This is a genomic window from Burkholderia sp. AU30280, assembly GCF_020420125.1.
Taxonomy (GTDB): domain Bacteria; phylum Pseudomonadota; class Gammaproteobacteria; order Burkholderiales; family Burkholderiaceae; genus Burkholderia.
On record NZ_JAIZRY010000001.1, the window covers coordinates 328055 to 346212 of the forward strand.

The 18158-nt window shown below is 68.8% G+C and carries 17 protein-coding genes; 10 read left to right on the plus strand and 7 right to left on the minus strand.

From position 1 onward, the window contains the following. Positions 1-47 precede the first annotated feature (47 nt). The 3 genes from LGN17_RS01430 to ilvD all read left to right on the plus strand — a co-directional run bounded on the left by LGN17_RS01430 (position 48) and on the right by ilvD (position 4799). Positions 48-1640: an aldehyde dehydrogenase (NADP(+)) gene (locus LGN17_RS01430; protein WP_226194854.1), complete on the plus strand. Its 1593-nt coding sequence runs from the start codon at positions 48-50 to the stop codon at positions 1638-1640. Next, the gene (locus LGN17_RS01435) at positions 1633-2655 is read left to right on the plus strand and encodes an Ldh family oxidoreductase (RefSeq protein ID WP_226194855.1); all 1023 of its coding nucleotides are present in this window, start codon (positions 1633-1635) and stop codon (positions 2653-2655) included. The genes LGN17_RS01430 and LGN17_RS01435 overlap by 8 nt, the downstream gene beginning before the upstream one ends. Before the next feature lie 284 nt (positions 2656-2939). Then, positions 2940-4799, plus strand: coding sequence for a dihydroxy-acid dehydratase (gene ilvD / locus LGN17_RS01440; protein ID WP_226194856.1), 1860 nt, complete (start codon positions 2940-2942; stop codon positions 4797-4799). 138 nt (positions 4800-4937) lie between these two features. On the opposite strand, the gene LGN17_RS01445 is transcribed toward ilvD, so the two are convergent. Continuing rightward, on the minus strand, positions 4938-5726 hold the full coding sequence (locus tag LGN17_RS01445) for an SH3 domain-containing protein (protein ID WP_226195268.1): 789 nt from the start codon (positions 5724-5726) through the stop codon (positions 4938-4940). A 39-nt stretch (positions 5727-5765) separates the two neighbouring features. After that, complete coding sequence (locus LGN17_RS01450) at positions 5766-6197, minus strand: hypothetical protein (RefSeq protein WP_226194857.1); 432 nt, start codon at positions 6195-6197, stop codon at positions 5766-5768. 295 nt (positions 6198-6492) lie between these two features. On the opposite strand from LGN17_RS01450, the gene LGN17_RS01455 reads away from it, so the two are divergent. After that, positions 6493-8028: a sigma-70 family RNA polymerase sigma factor gene (locus LGN17_RS01455; RefSeq protein WP_226194858.1), complete on the plus strand. Its 1536-nt coding sequence runs from the start codon at positions 6493-6495 to the stop codon at positions 8026-8028. Between the two features lie 181 nt (positions 8029-8209). Beyond that, on the plus strand, positions 8210-9112 hold the full coding sequence (locus tag LGN17_RS01460; protein ID WP_226194859.1) for a helix-hairpin-helix domain-containing protein: 903 nt from the start codon (positions 8210-8212) through the stop codon (positions 9110-9112). A gap of 1 nt (position 9113) precedes the next feature. Here LGN17_RS01460 and LGN17_RS01465 read toward each other — a convergent pair whose 3' ends face one another. Together LGN17_RS01465 and LGN17_RS01470 are read right to left on the minus strand one after the other, a co-directional pair. After that, positions 9114-9887: a hypothetical protein gene (locus tag LGN17_RS01465; protein ID WP_226194860.1), complete on the minus strand. Its 774-nt coding sequence runs from the start codon at positions 9885-9887 to the stop codon at positions 9114-9116. Positions 9888-9997: 110 nt separating this feature from the next. Beyond that, positions 9998-10423 carry a helix-turn-helix domain-containing protein gene (locus LGN17_RS01470; RefSeq protein ID WP_226194861.1) on the minus strand — a complete coding sequence of 142 codons (426 nt, stop codon included), beginning with the start codon at positions 10421-10423 and terminating at the stop codon, positions 9998-10000. Between the two features lie 140 nt (positions 10424-10563). Here LGN17_RS01470 and LGN17_RS01475 point away from each other — a divergent pair, with 140 nt between their 5' ends. Further along, positions 10564-11061 carry a DUF2938 domain-containing protein gene (locus LGN17_RS01475; protein WP_226194862.1) on the plus strand — a complete coding sequence of 166 codons (498 nt, stop codon included), beginning with the start codon at positions 10564-10566 and terminating at the stop codon, positions 11059-11061. Between the two features lie 13 nt (positions 11062-11074). Here LGN17_RS01475 and LGN17_RS01480 read toward each other — a convergent pair whose 3' ends face one another. Together LGN17_RS01480 and LGN17_RS01485 are read right to left on the minus strand one after the other, a co-directional pair. Next, positions 11075-11269, minus strand: coding sequence for a hypothetical protein (locus tag LGN17_RS01480; protein WP_226194863.1), 195 nt, complete (start codon positions 11267-11269; stop codon positions 11075-11077). A gap of 35 nt (positions 11270-11304) precedes the next feature. Further along, positions 11305-11745 (minus strand): MarR family winged helix-turn-helix transcriptional regulator, encoded by a 441-nt coding sequence (locus tag LGN17_RS01485; RefSeq protein ID WP_226194864.1) that lies wholly within the window; start codon positions 11743-11745, stop codon positions 11305-11307. Between the two features lie 135 nt (positions 11746-11880). Here LGN17_RS01485 and LGN17_RS01490 point away from each other — a divergent pair, with 135 nt between their 5' ends. Beyond that, complete coding sequence (locus LGN17_RS01490) at positions 11881-13410, plus strand: DHA2 family efflux MFS transporter permease subunit (RefSeq protein ID WP_226194865.1); 1530 nt, start codon at positions 11881-11883, stop codon at positions 13408-13410. A gap of 79 nt (positions 13411-13489) precedes the next feature. On the opposite strand, the gene LGN17_RS01495 is transcribed toward LGN17_RS01490, so the two are convergent. Continuing rightward, complete coding sequence (locus LGN17_RS01495) at positions 13490-15004, minus strand: acetyl-CoA hydrolase/transferase family protein (protein ID WP_226194866.1); 1515 nt, start codon at positions 15002-15004, stop codon at positions 13490-13492. Between the two features lie 653 nt (positions 15005-15657). On the opposite strand from LGN17_RS01495, the gene LGN17_RS01500 reads away from it, so the two are divergent. Genes LGN17_RS01500 through LGN17_RS01510 form a run of 3 tightly spaced genes read left to right on the plus strand, consistent with a single transcriptional unit; the run spans position 15658 to position 18139 of the window. Next, positions 15658-16338 carry a CDP-alcohol phosphatidyltransferase family protein gene (locus LGN17_RS01500; protein WP_226194867.1) on the plus strand — a complete coding sequence of 227 codons (681 nt, stop codon included), beginning with the start codon at positions 15658-15660 and terminating at the stop codon, positions 16336-16338. Next, positions 16335-17141, plus strand: coding sequence for a 2OG-Fe(II) oxygenase (locus LGN17_RS01505; protein WP_175950558.1), 807 nt, complete (start codon positions 16335-16337; stop codon positions 17139-17141). Before LGN17_RS01500 ends, LGN17_RS01505 begins: the two co-directional genes overlap by 4 nt. Beyond that, positions 17138-18139, plus strand: a complete 1002-nt coding sequence (locus LGN17_RS01510) for an HpnL family protein (RefSeq protein ID WP_226194868.1) — start codon at positions 17138-17140, stop codon at positions 18137-18139. Before LGN17_RS01505 ends, LGN17_RS01510 begins: the two co-directional genes overlap by 4 nt. Positions 18140-18158: the final 19 nt, after the last annotated feature.

The following is an 18158-nucleotide window of genomic DNA, read 5'->3' on the forward strand; positions in this document are numbered from 1 at the left end:
TCGGCCGGGCGCCCCATGCCCGGCCCCTGCTTTTTCCGAGGAAAACCATGCAACTCACAGGTCAGCTCCTGATCGGCCAATCGGCCGTCGCCGGACAGAACGGCACCCTCCACGCGATCGCCGCCGCAACCGGCGAGCCGCTCGAACCCGCCTTCGGCGGCGCGAGCCTGCACGACCTGGAGACAGCCTGCGCGCTCGCCGACGACGCATTCGACACGTATCGCGAAACGTCGCTCGACGCCCGCGCCGCGTTTCTCGACGCAATCGGCCGCCACATCATGGCGCTCGGCGACGACCTGATCGAGCGCTGCGTCGTCGAGACGGGCTTGCCGCGCGCCCGCATCGAAGGCGAGCGCGGCCGCACGGTCGGCCAGCTCGCGCTGTTCGCATCGCTCGTGCGCGACGGCGGTTTTCTCGACGCGCGAATCGATCCGGCGCGCCCCGAACGCAAGCCGCTGCCGCGCGTCGACCTGCGCCTGCGCAACGTCGCGCTCGGGCCCGTCGCCGTGTTCGGCGCATCGAATTTCCCGCTCGCGTTCTCGGTCGCCGGCGGCGACACGGCCTCGGCACTCGCGGCCGGCTGCCCGGTGATCGTCAAGGCGCATTCGGCGCACCCGGGCACGTCGGAGTTCGTCGGCAGGGCGATCCAGCAGGCCGCGCGCGAATGCGGGATGCCGGCCGGCGTGTTCTCGCTGCTGTTCGACGCGTCGCGCGAAATCGGCCAGGCGCTCGTAGCCGATCCGCGCATCAAGGCCGTCGGCTTCACCGGTTCGCGCCGCGGCGGCGTCGCGCTGATGCACATCGCGGCCGCTCGCCCCGAGCCGATTCCCGTCTATGCGGAAATGAGCTCGATCAATCCCGTACTGCTGTTTCCCGCCGCGCTCGACGCGCGCCACGATGCGATCGCGCCGCAGTTCGCCGCGTCGCTCACGCTCGGCGCCGGCCAGTTCTGCACGAACCCGGGCCTCGTGCTCGCGGTCGACGGCCCCGCGCTGCGCGCGTTCGAGAAAACGGCCGCCGCTGCGGTGCGTGCCGCGCCCGCGCAAACGATGCTGACGCCGCACATCCACGCCAGCTACGAACAAGGTGTCGCGGCGCTTCGCGATCACGCTGCGGTCGAGCTGCTCGCGCAAGGCGCCGAAGGCAATCGGCTGCAGGCCCGCGCGGCGCTGTTCGCGACCTCGGCCGAGGCGTTCATCGCGCATCCCGAATTGCGCGACGAAGTGTTCGGCCCCGCTTCGCTCATCGTGCGTTGCCCGGACGCCGGCACGCTGCAGCGCGTGCTGAAGTCGCTCGAAGGCCAGCTGACGATCGCCGCGCATCTCGCCGACGGCGATGCGCCGCTGTTCGCCGCGCTGCGCCCGACCCTCGAGCGCAAGGCCGGCCGCCTGCTCGTCAACGGCTTCGGCACGGGCGTCGAGGTCGGCCATGCGATGGTGCACGGCGGCCCGTTCCCGGCCACGTCGGACACGCGCACGACGTCGGTCGGCGCGCGCGCGATCGAGCGCTTCCTGCGCCCCGTGTCGTATCAGGACCTGCCGGACACGCTGCTGCCCGATGCGATCCGCGACGGCAATCCGCTGAACGTGCCGCAACGCATCGACGGCGTGCCGGCGCCGCGGGAGGCGAACCATGTCTGAGCCGATCGCCGAAGTCGTCCTGTCGCTCGACGAAGTCCACGCGCTCGCGCTGCGCGTGCTGACGCACAACGGACTGTCCGACGCCCATGCGCGGGCCATCGCCAACGTGATCACGCAGGGCCAGCGCGACGAATGCCATTCGCATGGTGTGTACCGGCTGCTGGTCTGCGTGCGTTCGCTGAAGAAGGGCAAGGTCGACCCACAAGCCGTGCCGACGCTGCGCCGGTTGTCGTCGTCGATCGTCTCGGTCGACGCACATCGCGGCTTCTCGCTGTTGAGCTTCGAGACAGGCCTGCCGGTGCTCGTCGAGATGGCGAGGCAGCATGGCATCGCCGCGCTGACGATCAACCGCTGCTACCACTTCTCCGCGCTATGGCCCGAGGTCGAGGCAATCGCCGCGCAGGGGCTGGTCGGCATCGCGATGAATCCGAGCCATAGCTGGGTCGCGCCGGAGGGCGGCCGCGAGCCGGTGTTCGGCACGAATCCGATCGCGTTCGCGTGGCCGCGCCCGGGCGGCGTGCCGTTCGTGTTCGATTTCGCGACGAGCGCGATCGCGCGCGGCGACATCGAGCTGCATGCAAAGCAAGGCAAGGCGATCCCGCCGGAATGGGCGATCGACGCCGACGGCCGGCCGACCACCGATCCGAAGGCCGCGCTGCAGGGCTCGATGCGCACGTTCGGCGGCCACAAGGGTTCGGCGCTCGCGGCGATGGTTGAACTGCTCGGCGGCGCGCTGATCGGCGACATGACGAGCCGCGAGTCGATGGACTTCGACGAAGGCGTCGGCGCGACGCCGTGCCATGGCGAACTCGTGATCGCATTCGACCCGAAGGTGTTCCTCGGCGACGATCTCGACACGGGGCTCGCGCGCGGCGAACGGATGTTCGAATCGATCGTCGCGCAGGGTGCGCGGCTGCCGTCGCAACGCCGCTTCGACGCCCGCGCGCGCAGCATCGCGAACGGCGTGCGGATTCCGAAGGCGCTGTACGACGAGATCCTGACGCTGCTCGACTGACGCCGACGCGCGGGGCCGGATCGCGTGTTCGCCGCCGATCCGTGCACGAGCCGGCCACCGCTGCGGACGGTCACGCCGGCGGCCCGCAGCCGTGCGCGGGTTCCGCGCCGGGCACGCCGCCCGCGCCGGTGGCCTGCCCCATGGGCGCCACGCCCGCGGCGGCTGTGGGATAATTGCGCGGTTTGCCCTGGGCGCAGCTCAAGAGGTTGTTCGCACGGGCGCGCGAGAGGCCTTTATTCCCCGTGCCTCCACCCTTTTCCCGCGATATTTCTTCAGCAACGACAATGCCCACTTACCGTTCCAAAACCTCCACCGCCGGCCGCAACATGGCAGGTGCGCGCTCGCTCTGGCGCGCCACCGGCATGAAAGACGACGATTTCTCGAAGCCGATCATCGCGGTCGTCAACTCGTTCACCCAGTTCGTGCCGGGGCACGTGCACCTGAAGGATCTCGGCCAGCTCGTCGCGCGCGAGATCGAGGCTGCCGGCGGCGTCGCGAAGGAATTCAACACGATCGCGGTCGACGACGGCATCGCGATGGGCCACGACGGCATGCTGTATTCGCTGCCGAGCCGCGACATCATCGCGGACTCGGTCGAATACATGGTGAACGCGCACTGCGCGGACGCGATGGTCTGCATCTCGAACTGCGACAAGATCACGCCGGGCATGCTGATGGCCGCGATGCGCCTCAACATTCCGGTGATCTTCGTGTCGGGCGGCCCGATGGAAGCGGGCAAGACGCGCCTCGCGAACCCGGTCACCAAGGCCATCGAAGTGAAAAAGCTCGACCTCGTCGACGCGATGGTGATCGCGGTCGACCCGTCGTATTCCGACGCCGAAGTCGCCGAAGTCGAACGCTCGGCCTGCCCGACCTGCGGCTCGTGCTCGGGCATGTTCACCGCGAACTCGATGAACTGCCTGACCGAAGCGCTTGGCCTGTCGCTGCCCGGCAACGGCACGGTGGTGGCCACGCACGCCGATCGCGAGCAACTGTTCAAGCGCGCCGGCCGTCGCATCGTCGAGCTCACCCGCCAGCACTACGAGCAGGACGACGAACGCGTGCTGCCGCGCTCGGTGGGCTTCAAGGCATTCGAGAACGCCATGACGCTCGATATCGCGATGGGTGGCTCGACCAACACGATCCTGCACCTGCTGGCGATCGCGCAGGAAGCCGGCATCGACTTCACGATGAAGGACATCGACCGCCTGTCGCGCGTCGTGCCGCAGCTGTGCAAGGTCGCGCCGAACACGAACAAGTACCACATCGAGGACGTGCACCGCGCAGGCGGCATCATGGCGATCCTCGGCGAGCTCGACCGCGCCGGCAAGCTGCACACCGACGTGCCGACCGTGCACGCGCCGTCGCTGAAGGACGCCCTCGACCAGTGGGATATCGTCCGCACGCAGGACGAAGCGGTGCGCACGTTCTACCAGGCCGGCCCGGCCGGCATCCCGACGCAGGTCGCGTTCAGCCAGAACACGCGCTGGCCGAGCCTCGACCTCGATCGCGCCGAAGGCTGCATCCGCTCGTACGAGCATGCGTTCTCGAAGGAAGGCGGCCTCGCCGTGCTGACGGGCAACATCGCGCTCGACGGCTGCGTGGTCAAGACGGCCGGTGTCGACGAGAGCATCCTCGTGTTCGAAGGCACGGCGCACGTGACCGAATCGCAGGATGAAGCCGTCGAAAACATCCTGAACGACAAGGTCAAGGCCGGCGACGTGGTGATCGTGCGCTACGAAGGCCCGAAGGGTGGCCCCGGCATGCAGGAAATGCTCTACCCGACCAGCTACATCAAGTCGAAGGGCCTCGGCAAAGCATGCGCGCTGCTGACGGACGGCCGTTTCTCGGGCGGTACGTCGGGTCTGTCGATCGGCCATTGCTCGCCGGAAGCGGCAGCGGGCGGCGCGATCGGCCTCGTGCGCGACGGCGACAAGATCCGCATCGACATCCCGAACCGCACGATCAACGTGCTGGTGTCGGACGAGGAACTGGCGCGCCGCCGCGAAGAGCAGAACGCGAAGGGCTGGAAGCCGGCGCAGCCGCGTCCGCGCAAGGTGTCCGCGGCGCTGAAGGCCTATGCGAAGCTGGTCATGTCTGCCGACAAGGGCGCCGTGCGCGACCTGTCGCTGCTCGACGACTGACAGGGGCAGCCTGACCGGCTGCCTGCAACGCGCCGCCGGTCAGGCTGCGGGCCGTGCGACCGCCCGCTCGCCCGATCGAGAAGCCGCTCTCCGGAGCGGCTTTTTTTCGTCCGGCGCCGGCCGAAAGCGCCGGCATCGTCAGTGACGGAAGTCTTCCGGACCGCCGCCACCGCTACCGCCGCCACCGCCCCCATGGCTTCCGCCGCCGTTCCCGCCGCCTTGCGGCCGCGCGCCGCCGTAACCCCCACCGCCACCCGGGTGCACCGGCGCCGGCATCGTGCGGACCTCTCCGCCCGGTGCGGGCGGCGGGCGCATGACGGCCGGTGGCGGCCCTGCCGGACGCGCATTGCCGGCTGCTCCCGGCGGCGGCGTGCGGATCGCGCCGTTCCAGCCGCCGCGCGCAGCCGACGGCCGCGTGTCATGCACGGGCGGCGGACCGCCCGGTGTAACCTGCACCGCCCCGCCCGGTTGCGGGCGCCCCGGTTGCGGCGGTACGCCGCCGGGGCCGAGCCTCGGCTCCGGTCGATGCGCCCAGCGATCGCGGTCGTGATACCACGGCCGGTTGCGGTAGTAGCGATCCCAGTACGCCGCGATCGCGAAGCCGGTGATCGGCACGCCGATGATCGCGCCATAGTCGAGCAGCGGCACATAACCGCCCTGGTACGGATAGTCGATCAATTGCGCGTCGATCCAGCCGCGCACGCCCGGCAGCGCGACGTCGCACCACGTGTAGTCGCTCAGGCAGCCGAACACGTCCAGCGCGGTGCCCGGCGGAATCTGCGCGACGACCGGATAGTCGGGCGCCGGCCCGGCGAACAGTTCGGCCGGTGAGTTCGTATAGCCGGTGCTCTGCGCGTCCGCGAGACCCGGCACGGCCGCCAGGCTGAGCAAAGCGACGCACAGGCCGCGAACGATCGTATTCCTCATGTTCATGATGCTCTCCCGCGCGGTGCCGCCGCGCGCCGGTCAATGCCGATGCCCGCCCCAGCCGCCACCCCAGTGGCCGCCTCCCCACGGACGATGCCAGTACCCGCCGCGCCCACGCCAGCCGCCGCCCCATCCGCCCCAGAAGCCGACCGAGATCGCCGGCGCGCCCCAGCCGTACCAACCGGGGTAATACGCAGGGGCATAGTACGGATATGGATAGGGATACGGCGGCGGATAGGCCGGCGTGACGTAGACGGGAGACGGGTCGGCCACGGGCGGCGCGCTCGCCGCCGAGGTCGGGCCCGGCGCAGCGGTGGCCGGTGCAGCCGGTGTGACGGGGATCTCGCGCTGCGTCAGCGTGGCCGGCGTGTAGTACGGAGCATAGCCATACGGACTCGTGTAATAACAGCCGCCGAGGGTCAGCGTCGTCAATGCGAATACCGCACACCTCGCGGCAGGAATCGGGGTCATGTCTTGCTCCGGCAGAATCCGCGCGTCGCCGTCGGGCGCGCGCCTGACTCTAGCTTACGTCCCCTGCAGATTTCCGCTCGGTATGATCGGTTACTTTTTGTTTCCTGCACCGGACTGACGCGGGCACGCCGCGTGCTGGCCCGTCTGCCGCACTCGCGTTGAAGTTCGCGCAAATGCCCTCAACTTGAACGATGTCAGGCTGGCCGGCGCGGACGGGGTTCGCGAGCACCCGGCGGCCCGAAACCAGCGGACTTCGGCCCGCCCAGACAGGAGCGCGGCTCGCGCCGCCATCGACATGACTACGCCACGCCCCACTTCCCGGGCGGACACGCCGCTCGATCCGATCATCCAGTTGCTGGCGCTCGCCGGCGAACAGGGCTATCTGACCCACGCCGACCTCGTCGACGCGCTGCCGCCCGAAAGCGACAGCCCCGACGCGCTCGACGTCGTGCGCGCCGCGCTCGCCGACATCGGCATCGCCGTGCTCGACGAGCCGGCCGCGCCAGCGCCGTTCGCCGGTTCGGCGCCGGTCGACGTCGATCGCGATGCGCTCGACGAAGGTCGCGCGCTGCTTCGCGACCTCGCACGCGGCACGAGCGCGTCGACCGATCCGCTCGCGCTCTACACGCGCCGCATGCAGGCGGTGCCGCTGCTCACGCGCGAAGGCGAAATCGTGCTGGCGCGCGAGATCGAGACGGGCCGCCACCAGATCCTGCACGCGCTCGCCGGCTATCCGGCGGCAGTCGACGCGCTGCTTGCGCGTCATCGCGCAACGGCTGCGGCCGGCGCCGCCGGATCGCACGGTGACGACGCGGGCGACACGCCCGCGCCGGCCAGCTATGACGCACTGCAGACGGCCGTCGCGGCCTTGCGCGGCGCGTTGCGCGCGCATGGCTTCGGTTCGGCCGAATACCGCGACGCGCGCAACCGCGTAGCCGCCCTGCTCGGCTCGATCGCCTGGGTCGCGCCGGCCGTCGACGACGCAAGCGGTGTCGTGCGCACGCTCGCATCGGCGCCGCATGGCGCCACGGCGGGCGAAGCCGCCTGCTTCGACGCGGTCGCGCGACGGGCACTCGCCGCAGCGCTCACCGACGGCCAGCAGAAAGTGCGCGACGCCACGCGCGCGATGCTCGAGGCGAACCTGCGGCTCGTGCTGTCGATCGCGCGCAAGTACATGAACCGCGGCGTCGACCTGCCGGATCTCGTGCAGGACGGCAGCCTCGGCCTGATGCGTGCGATCGAGAAATTCGAATACCGGCGCGGGTTCAAGTTCTCGACCTATGCGACCTGGTGGATCCGCCAGGCGATCGCACGCGCGGTCGCGGATCGCGCACGCACGATCCGCGTGCCCGTGCACGTCGGCGACCAGTACCAGCGCGTGCAGCGGCATGCGCTGCGTTTTCACCAGCGCACGGGCCGCCGGGCGACGCCGGCCGAGCTGGCGGCCGAAACCGGCCTCGACGAGGACAAGCTGCGCGCGGTGCTCGCGCTCCCTGCCGAGCCCGTGTCGCTCGACGCGCCGCTGCCCGACGCGGACACCGGCCTGGTTGAATTGATCGAGGACCAGGCGTCGGCCAGCCCGTTCGAGCAACTGGCCGACACGCGCATGCGCGAGTGCGTGAGGTCGCTGCTCCGGTCGGTCACGCCGGCCGAGGCCGACGTGTTGCGCCGGCGGTTCGGCCTCGGCGGCACGGAGCCCGATACCTACGACGCGATCGCGCAGGACGCGGGTATGTCGCGCGAACGCGTGCGGCAGATCGAGAAACGGGCGCTCGCTGCCTTGCGCACGGCCGCCGAGGCCGAGAACGCGCAGTCGTTCCTCGATGCGTGATCGCGTCACGCGACGCACGGTCGTGTCGCTCTCCGGCACGACCGTGCGCTGCGAACCTGTGCTACGTTTGCCATTGACGTGCATCAAGTTTTCTTGATCGCGCGTCGCGACAATGATGCAAAGCCGACCGGCGCATCGTTCGCCGTGTCCATTCCGTTTGTGCTTCCCCAGGTCCCTCGGCATGCAGACGACCGCCAGCCAAACGTACGAGGAAAACCGGCATATCGCGACCTGCCTGCGCGAGGCGGCGCAGCGGCTGGCTGACCAGGGCGCGAATCCGTACCGGGTCGCCGCGTACCGCGCGTCGGCCGAGACGGTCGATGCGCTCGGCCTCGACATCCGCGTGCTGTTCGAGTCCGGCGGCGTCGATGCGCTCGGGACGCTGCCGGAGATCGGCACGGGCGTCGCGCAGGCGATTGCCGAGCTGCTGGTGACGGGGCGCTGGCGCCAGCTCGACCGGCTGTGCGGCGACGCCGAACGCACCTCCGCGTTCGAAGCCGTGCCGGGCATCGGCCACGCGCTCGCACTGCGCATTCACGACCTGCTGCACATCGATACGCTCGAGGAACTCGAACGCGCGGCCCGCAACGGCCAGCTCGAAACGATCTCGGGCGTCGGCCCGCGGCGCGCGGCCGGCATCCGCGCCGCGCTCGACGACGTGCTGAGCCGCCGCCGGCGCTGGCAGGGCCACGTGCAGGACGCCGGCCCCGGCACGGAGCCGCCCGTCGAACTGCTGCTCTACATCGACCGCCTGTACCGCAACAAGGCCGCCGCCGGCGTATTGCCGACGCCTGGCGTTGCGCATCGCACCACCGCGCACCGGCGGCCGAACGCGGACGGTTACGTGCGGCTGCCCGTGATGCACATGACCAAGGGCGGCTGGCACTTCACCGCGCTGTGCCTGCATGCCGCGATGCGCACGCCGGAGGCGTCCCGCCCGACGGACTGGGTCTCGCTTTATTTCTACGACGCCCTGCAGCGCGAGCACCAGCGCACCGTCTTCACCGAAACGTATGGCTCGCTCGTCGGCAAGCGCATCGTGCGCGGGCGCGAGCAGGAATGCCGCGTGTATTACGCCGGATGAGTCAGTCGTCGCCGGCCTCGTCGATGTCGAACGCGACGTCGAGCACCGACGCGATCTCGCGACATGCATGTGTGAGCATACGTGTGCGGCGACCGGAATGGCCCGCGCAGACATCGAACCAGGTCGAATCCGACACGTAACCGGCTGTGCTTTTCCGGTCCGGCACGTCGAACCAGAAGGTCACCGTGTAGCCACCCTTCCAGCGAACCGGAATCACCTGCGTGAGCCGCAGTCTCGTGATTGCGCCGTGGCGGAACCGGAAGCTTTGGTCGCCGACGCGGAATCCCGACCACGCGCCGTCGTTCGACACGAACACGGTCAGCGTGTCGTCCGGCGGCGCGGCCGGCAGGCCGTCTGCCGGGGCCAGGTCGGCCGTCGACACCATCGCCGCGCCCGAACCGTCGCGCCCCGCCTCGACATCCACGTACGCTTCGATCGTCCGCTTCGCGTTGTCGTAGAAACAGCGCGTGACGTCGGGCCGCGCAGCGTCGGCAATCAGAACCAGTTGCTTGAATCGTGCCTGCTCGCCGTATCGAAGCGGCACATCGGGTACATCATCCGGCGCGTCAACCGGTTCGTCGTCCAGACTATCGGCCGGTGCGGTCAGGTCAGGCTGCCCAACGCCCCCACGCCGCCGTTTCACCCAAGCGGTTCCCCACATCAGCAGCGCGGTCTGCGCCGCCAGCACGGCGGCCATCGTCGCGCACCCGGCGAGAAACCCGTAATACGGCCCGACCTTCGATGCCGCATATGCGGCCGGAAGCACGTAAAGCACCCATACAAACCACACGCGGCAACCCCGTTGTTCGTGTTTTCGATGTCCGTTTGGAATGGTGCGGCGCGCCGCCAAGCCGCCACCCCAACCCGCCGATGCGCGTTCGCCGCCTACGCGCTATCCGTTTTCGCGCGGCGCGCCGGATGGCGATGCGCGGCAATGCGCAGCAGCTTCTGGAACGACGGACATTCGAGATGGTTCGACGCCGGGCACACGGCCGCATGCCGCAACGCATCGCGCACGGCGCCGAGACGGCGGATCGTGCGGTCGAGTTCGTCGGCCTTGCCGTCGAGCTTCGCGCGATCGATCGCAGGCAGGCCGTCCGTGCCGACCATCGCGAGGATGTCGTCGAGCGAGAAACCGGCCTCGCGGCCCAGTGCGATCAGCGCCAGTCGCTCCAGCACCGACTCGTCGTATTGCCGCCGCAGCCCGTGGCGGCCAGTCGGGACGATCAGCCCCTTTTCCTCGTAGTAGCGCAGCGTCGACGCGGGCAATCCCGAGCGTCGCGCCACATCCGCAATGTCCAGCCGGCTCATGCTTGACCTCAAGTTAACTTGAAGTCGCAAGATAGTCGTTCGACTTCACAAAGACAAGCCCGGACTGCCATGAAACCGCTGAAACCACGCTGTATTGCGCTGTACCGCCCCGCCTTTTCCCTTCTTCGCGGAGGGTCGCGATGAGCCCGACCGACGTCCTGCTCAACCTGGTGCCGATCGGCGCGGGCGCCACGTTCGTGATGGATCTGTGGACGCTGTTCCGGCGGCGTGCATTCGGCATTCCGTCGCTCGACTATGCGCTGGTCGGCCGCTGGATCGGCCACATGATGCGGGGCCAGTTCCGGCATGTGTCGATCGGCGCCGCGGCGCCCGTGCCGGGCGAACGCACGCTCGGCTGGATCGCGCATTACGCGATCGGCATCGCGTTCGCGGCGCTGCCCGTCGCGATCGCCGGCACGGAATGGATCGGTACGCCGACACCGCTCCCCGCACTCGTCGCCGGCTTCGCCAGCGTAGTCGCGCCGTTCTTCGTGATGCAGCCCGCGTTCGGCTTCGGCATTGCGGCATCGCGCACGCCGCACCCGGGCGTCGCGCGCAGGCGCAGTCTCGTCACGCATTTGTCTTACGGTGTAGGGCTTTATCTGGCGGCGTTCACACTCGCGGCGCTGGTGCGTTGAGCACGCGGCTTCGTCAAAAAAGCCGTAAAAGGTAGCGTCGGCCCGATCGAGCCGGCGTCGACGCCCATGCAAACACTTCGTCGAGCCTGACGGGCGCCTCGTCCTGTGCCAGCCGGACGAACGCCCCGCCGGGCATCCGCACCGGCACGACGGCGATGACGACGCCGCATGCCGGCAGGCGGGCAGCGCTGCCGCCCGGCGTTTTCAAGTCGTTCATCCGGGCCGCCCGAACGGCGGCACGGATCACTCTCCGCCGCAGTCGATCAGGTTGCGGCGCACGCGCCCGAGCAGCCGCACCAGCGTATCGCGCTCGTCAGGCGTGAAGCCGCGCAGCCCGTCGTCGGCAACGGTGTCACCCACTTCGAGCATCTGCGGAAAGATCTCGCGCGACTTGTCGGTCAGCCGGATCACGAATGCACGACGATCGTCGTCGTTCACGATGCGCTCGATCCAGCCATAGCTCTCCATCCGGTCGAGCAACCGGGTAAGCGAAATCGGCGCGATCTCGAGCCATTCGGCGAGCCGCGCCTGATTCATCTCGCCCTTCCACGTCAGGTACGCGAGCACGCGGCTCTGCGCGCGCGTCAGCCCAATGCGCTTCGCGCGCCGGTCGAACAGACGTCCGTTCAGGCGGGCAACGTCGGCAATCAGATAGCCGATCCGGTTCTCGTAAGTCTTGTCCATGCGGCGATTATAGGGTCAAGCCTGGAACGGCCCGCGGCTCGCGGCCCGGCAATAAGTGGATATATAATAAGCGTGCTTATAAATCCAGCGATACCGGATCGCCGCCCACGGCGACCGCCCCACGGAGACACCCGCTTGAACCCCGCCGCCGACGCCCCCGCCTCGCCCGCCCTGAACCGGCCGATGCTGACCCTGTCGATCATGCTCGCCACGCTGATCCAGACCCTCGACAGCACGATCGCGAACGTCGCGCTGCCGCACATGCAGGGCACGCTGTCCGCGTCTCAGGACGAGATCACGTGGGTGCTGACCTCCTATATCGTCGCCGCGGCGATCGCGACACCGCTCACCGGCTGGCTGTCCGACCGGCTCAGCGTGAAACGGCTGCTGATCGTGTCGATCGCGGGCTTCACGGCGGCCTCGGCGTTGTGCGGGCTCGCCGAGACGCTCGTGCAGATCGTCGGCGCGCGTCTGCTGCAGGGCGTGTTCGGCGCCGCGCTGGTGCCGCTGTCGCAATCGATCCTGCTCGACATCAATCCGCGCGAGAAACAAGGCCAGGCAATGGCGATCTGGGGGATGGGCGTGATGGTCGGCCCGATCCTCGGGCCGACGCTCGGCGGCTGGCTCACCGACAGCTACAACTGGCGCTGGGTGTTCTTCATCAACGTGCCGATCGGCGCGTTCGCACTCGCCGGCGTGATGACCTTCCTGCCCGCGCGCGCGCCGCGCCCGCACGTGAAGTTCGACGCGTTCGGCTTCGCAACGCTCGCGCTCGCGATCGGCGCGTTCCAGGCGATGCTCGACCGCGGCGAACAACTCGACTGGTTCGGCTCGTACGAGATCCGCATCGAGGCGCTCGTCGCGGCACTCGGCTTCGCATTCTTCCTCGTGCATACGGCGACCGTCGGCAAGGCGTCGTTCTTCAAGTCGGAATTGCTGCGCGACCCGAACTTCGCGACGGGTACGCTGTTCATCTTCGTGGTCGGCGCGGTGCTGTACGCGACACGCGCGCTGCTGCCGCCGATGCTGCAGAACCTGATGGGCTACCCGGTCGCGACGACGGGCCTCGTCACCGCGCCAAGCGGCGCCGGCACGATGATCGCGATGCTGTTCGTCGGAAGGCTGCTGAAATACGTGGATGCGCGCATGCTGCTGCTCGCGGGGCTGTCGATTTCCGCGCTCGCGCTATGGCAGATGATGCAGTACACGGTCGTGCTGTCCGAAGCGGACATCGTGTGGCCCGGCGTGGTGCAGGGCTTCGGGCTGGGGCTCGTGTTCGTGCCGCTGAGCGCGCTGTCGTTCTCGACGCTGCCGCCCGAGCTGCGCGCGGACGGCACGGCCACCTACAGCCTGATGCGCAACATCGGCAGCAGTATCGGCATCTCGATCGTGCAGACGCTGATGACGCGCAACACGCAGGTCGCGCATGCCGACCTCGCGACCCACATCACGCCGTTCGACCCGGCCGTGCAGGCAATGGCCGGCAGCCGCCTCGACCTCGCGCTGCTCGACCGCACGATCAACCAGCAGGCGTCGATGATCGCTTACCTGAACGACTTCAAGCTGATGTTCGTCGCGACGCTGCTGATGATCCCGCTGTTGCTGCTGATCCGCCCGCCACAGAAGGCGGCGAGCGTGGATGTCGCGCACGCGGCGATGGATTGACGCGCCGATGCGGGCGGCGCCTCCCGCTCGGCCGGCGGCTCCCCGCCCCGGATCCGGAACGCGGAGCGCCGCGCGTGCGTCAGGCCTTCATCGTGCCCGTTCGCACGTAGCGCTCGTGCCACGACAGCGCCTCGGCGAGCAAATGCGGCGTGTGCTTGCCGAAGCTCTCGCGCGACGCGCGCTCGAAGTAGTCCTCGAGCATCGGCCGGTAGTCGGGATGCGCACAGCTCGCGATGACCTTGCGTGCACGCTGCTTCGGCGACAGGCCGCGCAGGTCCGCGAGGCCCTGCTCGGTGACGACCACCGCGACATCGTGCTCGGTATGGTCGACGTGGCTCGCCATCGGCACGATCCGCGAGATCGCCCCGCCCTTCGCGGTACTCGCCGACATGAAGCACGACAGGTAGCCGTTGCGCGCGAAGTCGCCCGAGCCGCCGATGCCGTTCTGGATCTTCGTGCCCATCACGTGCGTCGAGTTCACGTTGCCGTAGATGTCGGCCTCGATCATCCCGTTCATCGCGATGCAGCCGAGCCGGCGCACGAGCTCCGGATGGTTGCTGATCTCCTGCGGGCGCAGCACGATCTTCTCGCGGAACGTCGCGATTTCGTCGGCGAAGCGCTGCACGGCGGCCGGGCTCAGCGACAGCGCGGTGGCCGACGCGAAGCTCAACGTGCCGTCCTGGAGCAGGTCGAGCATGCCGTCCTGGATCACCTCGGTGTACGCGGTCAGGTTCGAGAAGCCGGCCGAGCTGAGCTCCGCGAGCACCGCGTTCGTGATGTTGCCGACGCCCGACTGCAGCGGCAGCAGGTTTTCCGGCAGGCGGCCGCGCTTCACTTCATGGCGCAGGAAGTCGATCAGCTGCAGCGCAATCTGCTTCGACGTCGCGTCCGGCGCGGAAAACGCATTGCTGCGATCCGGCGCGTCGGTCTCGACGATCGCGACGATCTTGTCAGCCGGGCAACGCAGGTACGGCTCGCCGATCCGGTCATCGCTCTTCGTCAGCGGAATCGGCTTGCGGTGCGGCGGCAGCGCGGTGCCGTAATAGACGTCGTGCATCCCGTCGAGGCCGAGCGGCTGGCGCACGTTGACCTCGAGGATCACGTGCTTCGCGCGTTCGAGCCAGGTCTTGTTGTTGCCGATCGACGCGGACGGAATCAGCAGCCCGTCCTCGCGGATGCCCGCGACTTCGACGATCGCGACATCGAGATCGCCGTACAGCCCGAACCATGCGTACTGCGCGACGTGGCTCAGGTGAACGTCCTGGTAGTCGACTTCGCCGCCGTTGATCTTGTCGCGCAACGTCGGGTCCGACTGGTACGGCAGGCGCATCGAGATGCCGTTGGTACGGGCGAGCGCGCCGTCGAGTTCCGGCGCGGTCGACGCGCCCGTCAGCACGTTGATCCGGAAGTCCTCGCCGCGCGCGTGCGCCGCGTCGATGTGGGCGGCAAGCGCGGCCGGTACGGCCTTCGGATAGCCCGAGCCCGTGAAGCCGCTCATGGCGACGGTCATGCCGGGACGGATCAGCGCGGCGGCTTCGTCGGCGGTGCGGACGAGCGAACGCAGGGCGGGAGCGAGGATGCGTGATGAAGACATGGCTGGTTTCTGACGCTTGGGTCTGTCGTTGACGTCGCGGGGGGTGTCTCCTGAGCGACATGAAGCCCTTGGGGCCGCGAGGCGCGGCCGGCACCACAGGCACGGTCGGAGTATCGCAGAGGCGATCGCCGCGAAATGTCCGCCAAATGAAAAAGATCCTTGCCGGATTTGCCGGGTATCGAACGACCGTTCTGTGACAGGCGTACCGTTTAAATCGGATGCGCACGAAAGGTGCGCGAAAGCATCCGGCAGAATGCCCGGTCGTCGATCGCCAACCTGCGCGCATCAATCGACGGATTTCCACCGCAATTTATCGTCCGCCGACCGGCAATGGCCGGCATTCGTCCGGCGCGGCCAATTGTCACCCGATGCGGATTGTCCCGGCCTGACGCACATCAAGCTCGCACGCGCCGCGCGACGCGTATCGGGAAACGCGAAAGGCGCCGCCGCACCGGCCTCCGAGGCCCGTCCGTCCTTGACAGCCGCGCGGCGCGAACCACACTGGAATACGGAACCCGCAGCCCCGTTCGGCCGCCCTTTCGCGTTCGCGCTTTTCGGCCGGCCTATCGCCGCAAGACGCGGTAACACTCCCTCATGTCAGGACATTGATCGAATAAAAAGCAACAAATTACAATTCCGTATATATTTCGCCGATGGACCAAAGAAAAACCGCCACACGTTCCGAACCGCCCCTGCCACGCACCTGGGATGCGCGGCTCGCGCGCTCGCTTGTCCGGCCGCTGGTCGACACGCCCGTCACCCCGAATCACCTCACTACCGTCCGTCTGCTGATCGGCCTCGCCGGCGCCTGGTGCCTCGCGCACGGCGGCTTCGGCTGGAGCAACGCAGGCGCGTTCCTGATCGTGCTGTCGAACTTCGTCGACCACACCGATGGCGAGCTCGCACGCATCAGCGGCAAGTCGAGCAAGATCGGTCATTTTTACGACCTCGCGGCAGACGCGCTCGTCACGGTCGCGCTGTTCGTCAGCATGGGCGTCGGCATCGTCGCCCAGGGCGGCCAGATGGCCGCGCCGCCGGTGCTGCTCGGTGCGGTGGCCGGTGCGGCCGTCGCGCTGATCTTCTTCCTGCGCATGCGGATCGAATCGTTCGCCGGCAAGGCCGGCACCAAGCAGGCATTCGCCGGCGGCTTCGAAACCGAAGACGTGCTTTACCTGCTGCCGCTCGTGACGCTGTTCGACGGCGTCGAGCCGTTCCTGCTCGCGGCGTCGATCGGCGCCCCGCTGTTCGCCGCCTGGGTCGTGATCGACTGGTGGCGCATCGTCCGGCGCGGCAACGTTGCTCAGAATCCAACCGAAATCCAGGCTTCCAAATGAATAGCGCGCGCGACGACTCCGTGCTGAGCCCGGCACGCCCCGCGCCCGTGCGCGCGGCCGTAGCCGATCCCGATCGTACCGTGGCCGACTGTGTCGGCCGTCTCGACCTCGAGCGCCTGCGCGGCGACTACACGCGCCAGGGCTCGTTCCTGTACCTCGACGCATTCCTGCCGGCCGACGCGCACGCGAAGCTGGCCGATGCCGCCCGCGCGATGCAGGCCGGCCTGAACCGCAATTACCTGCCCGGTCACAAGCAGGGCGGCAGCGTGAGCCGCCATACGATCGACGAGCAGGCCCCGTACATCGCCGAGCTGTATCGCTCGAAGGCGCTCATCGCCTTCCTCGAGAAAGTCACGGGCGACAAGCTGATGCTGTCGCCGGACGACGATCCGCACGCCTACGCGCTGTATTACTACACGAAGCCCGGCGACCACATCGGCTGGCACTACGACACGTCGTACTACGACGGCCGCCGCTACACGCTGCTGATCGGCGTGATCGACGAATCGTCGTGCCGGCTCGACTACGAGCTGCACACGCGCAATCCGGACGTGGCCGACGAACCGGGCTCCGTCCAGATCGCCGACGGCGGCATCGTGCTGTTCGACGGCGACAAGCTGCGCCACCGCATCACGCCGCTCGGCCAGAACGAGATGCGCGTGTCGCTCACCTTCGAATACGTGACGAACCCCGGCATGCGGCCGTGGAAGCGCTTCATCTCGAACATGAAGGATGCGATCGCGTATTTCGGTTTCCGCCAGGTGTTCAAGCAACTGGCGACACGACGCACGACCGGGTCATGACACGCGCCGGGCTCATCCTGCTGTCCCTCGGGACCGCACTCTTCGTCGCACTCCTTGCATGGCAGGGCGTCGGCGCGGTCGCGTCCACGTTCCTCGCGGCCGGCTGGGGGCTCGCGCTCGTCGCGGCGTTCCACGTCGTGCCGCTCGTGATCGACGCGATGGCGGTCTCCGCGATGTTCCGCCCCGGCCAGCCGGGCGCCGAGCTCGGCAACGCGCTGCGCGCGCGCTGGGTCGGCGAATCGGTGAACAGCCTGCTGCCCGCCGGGCAGATCGGCGGCCCCGTGCTGATGGTGCGCCACCTCGCGCAGCGCGGCACGCGGATGGCCGACGCGGCGGCGGCCGTCACCGTCAGCACGACGATGCAGGCGCTCGCGCAGATGGCGTTCGCGCTGATCGGCATCGCCGCGTTCAGCCTGTATGCGACGCACGAATCGGTCGCGCACCTGCGCACGCCCGCGTTGATCGCCACCGGCGTGCTCGGCACCCTCGCCGCGCTGTTCTACGTGGCGCAGCGGCGCGGGCTGTTCGGCCGCGGCCTGCGCCTCGCGTCGAAGCTGCTCGGCCCGCGCGACTGGTCGTCGCTGGCCACCCGCGCCGACGCGATCGACGATGCGGTCGGCACGCTGTACCGCGATCGTGCGAAGGTCGCGAAGACGTTCGCATTGAGTCTCGTCGGCTGGATCGTCGGCACCGCGGAAGTGTGGCTCGCGCTGCACTTCCTCGGGCACCCGGTGAGCTGGCTCGACGCGCTGCTGCTCGAGAGCGTCGGCCAGGCCATTCGCGGCGCGGCCTTCGCGATCCCGGGCTCGCTCGGCGCGCAGGAAGGCGGCTACCTGCTGCTCGCGCCGCTGGTCGGACTGCCGCCCGACGCGGCGCTCGCGCTGTCGCTTGCGAAGCGCGCGCGCGAACTCGCGCTCGGCCTGCCCGGCCTGCTCTATCTGCATTTCAGTGAAAGAAACTGGCAGCGGCGCCGTGCGCCGCAGCCGCTCGCCGACTGATCGTTCAGATCCGCCGGCT

Coding starts and splice junctions, on each gene's coding strand:
- LGN17_RS01430 (WP_226194854.1), top strand. CDS start 48: ATGCAACTCACAGGTCAGCTCCTGATCGGCCAATCGGCCGTCGCCGGA.
- LGN17_RS01435 (WP_226194855.1), top strand. CDS start 1,633: ATGTCTGAGCCGATCGCCGAAGTCGTCCTGTCGCTCGACGAAGTCCAC.
- ilvD (WP_226194856.1), top strand. CDS start 2,940: ATGCCCACTTACCGTTCCAAAACCTCCACCGCCGGCCGCAACATGGCA.
- LGN17_RS01445 (WP_226195268.1), bottom strand. CDS start 5,726: ATGAGGAATACGATCGTTCGCGGCCTGTGCGTCGCTTTGCTCAGCCTG.
- LGN17_RS01450 (WP_226194857.1), bottom strand. CDS start 6,197: ATGACCCCGATTCCTGCCGCGAGGTGTGCGGTATTCGCATTGACGACG.
- LGN17_RS01455 (WP_226194858.1), top strand. CDS start 6,493: ATGACTACGCCACGCCCCACTTCCCGGGCGGACACGCCGCTCGATCCG.
- LGN17_RS01460 (WP_226194859.1), top strand. CDS start 8,210: ATGCAGACGACCGCCAGCCAAACGTACGAGGAAAACCGGCATATCGCG.
- LGN17_RS01470 (WP_226194861.1), bottom strand. CDS start 10,423: ATGAGCCGGCTGGACATTGCGGATGTGGCGCGACGCTCGGGATTGCCC.
- LGN17_RS01475 (WP_226194862.1), top strand. CDS start 10,564: ATGAGCCCGACCGACGTCCTGCTCAACCTGGTGCCGATCGGCGCGGGC.
- LGN17_RS01485 (WP_226194864.1), bottom strand. CDS start 11,745: ATGGACAAGACTTACGAGAACCGGATCGGCTATCTGATTGCCGACGTT.
- LGN17_RS01495 (WP_226194866.1), bottom strand. CDS start 15,004: ATGTCTTCATCACGCATCCTCGCTCCCGCCCTGCGTTCGCTCGTCCGC.
- LGN17_RS01500 (WP_226194867.1), top strand. CDS start 15,658: ATGGACCAAAGAAAAACCGCCACACGTTCCGAACCGCCCCTGCCACGC.
- LGN17_RS01505 (WP_175950558.1), top strand. CDS start 16,335: ATGAATAGCGCGCGCGACGACTCCGTGCTGAGCCCGGCACGCCCCGCG.
- LGN17_RS01510 (WP_226194868.1), top strand. CDS start 17,138: ATGACACGCGCCGGGCTCATCCTGCTGTCCCTCGGGACCGCACTCTTC.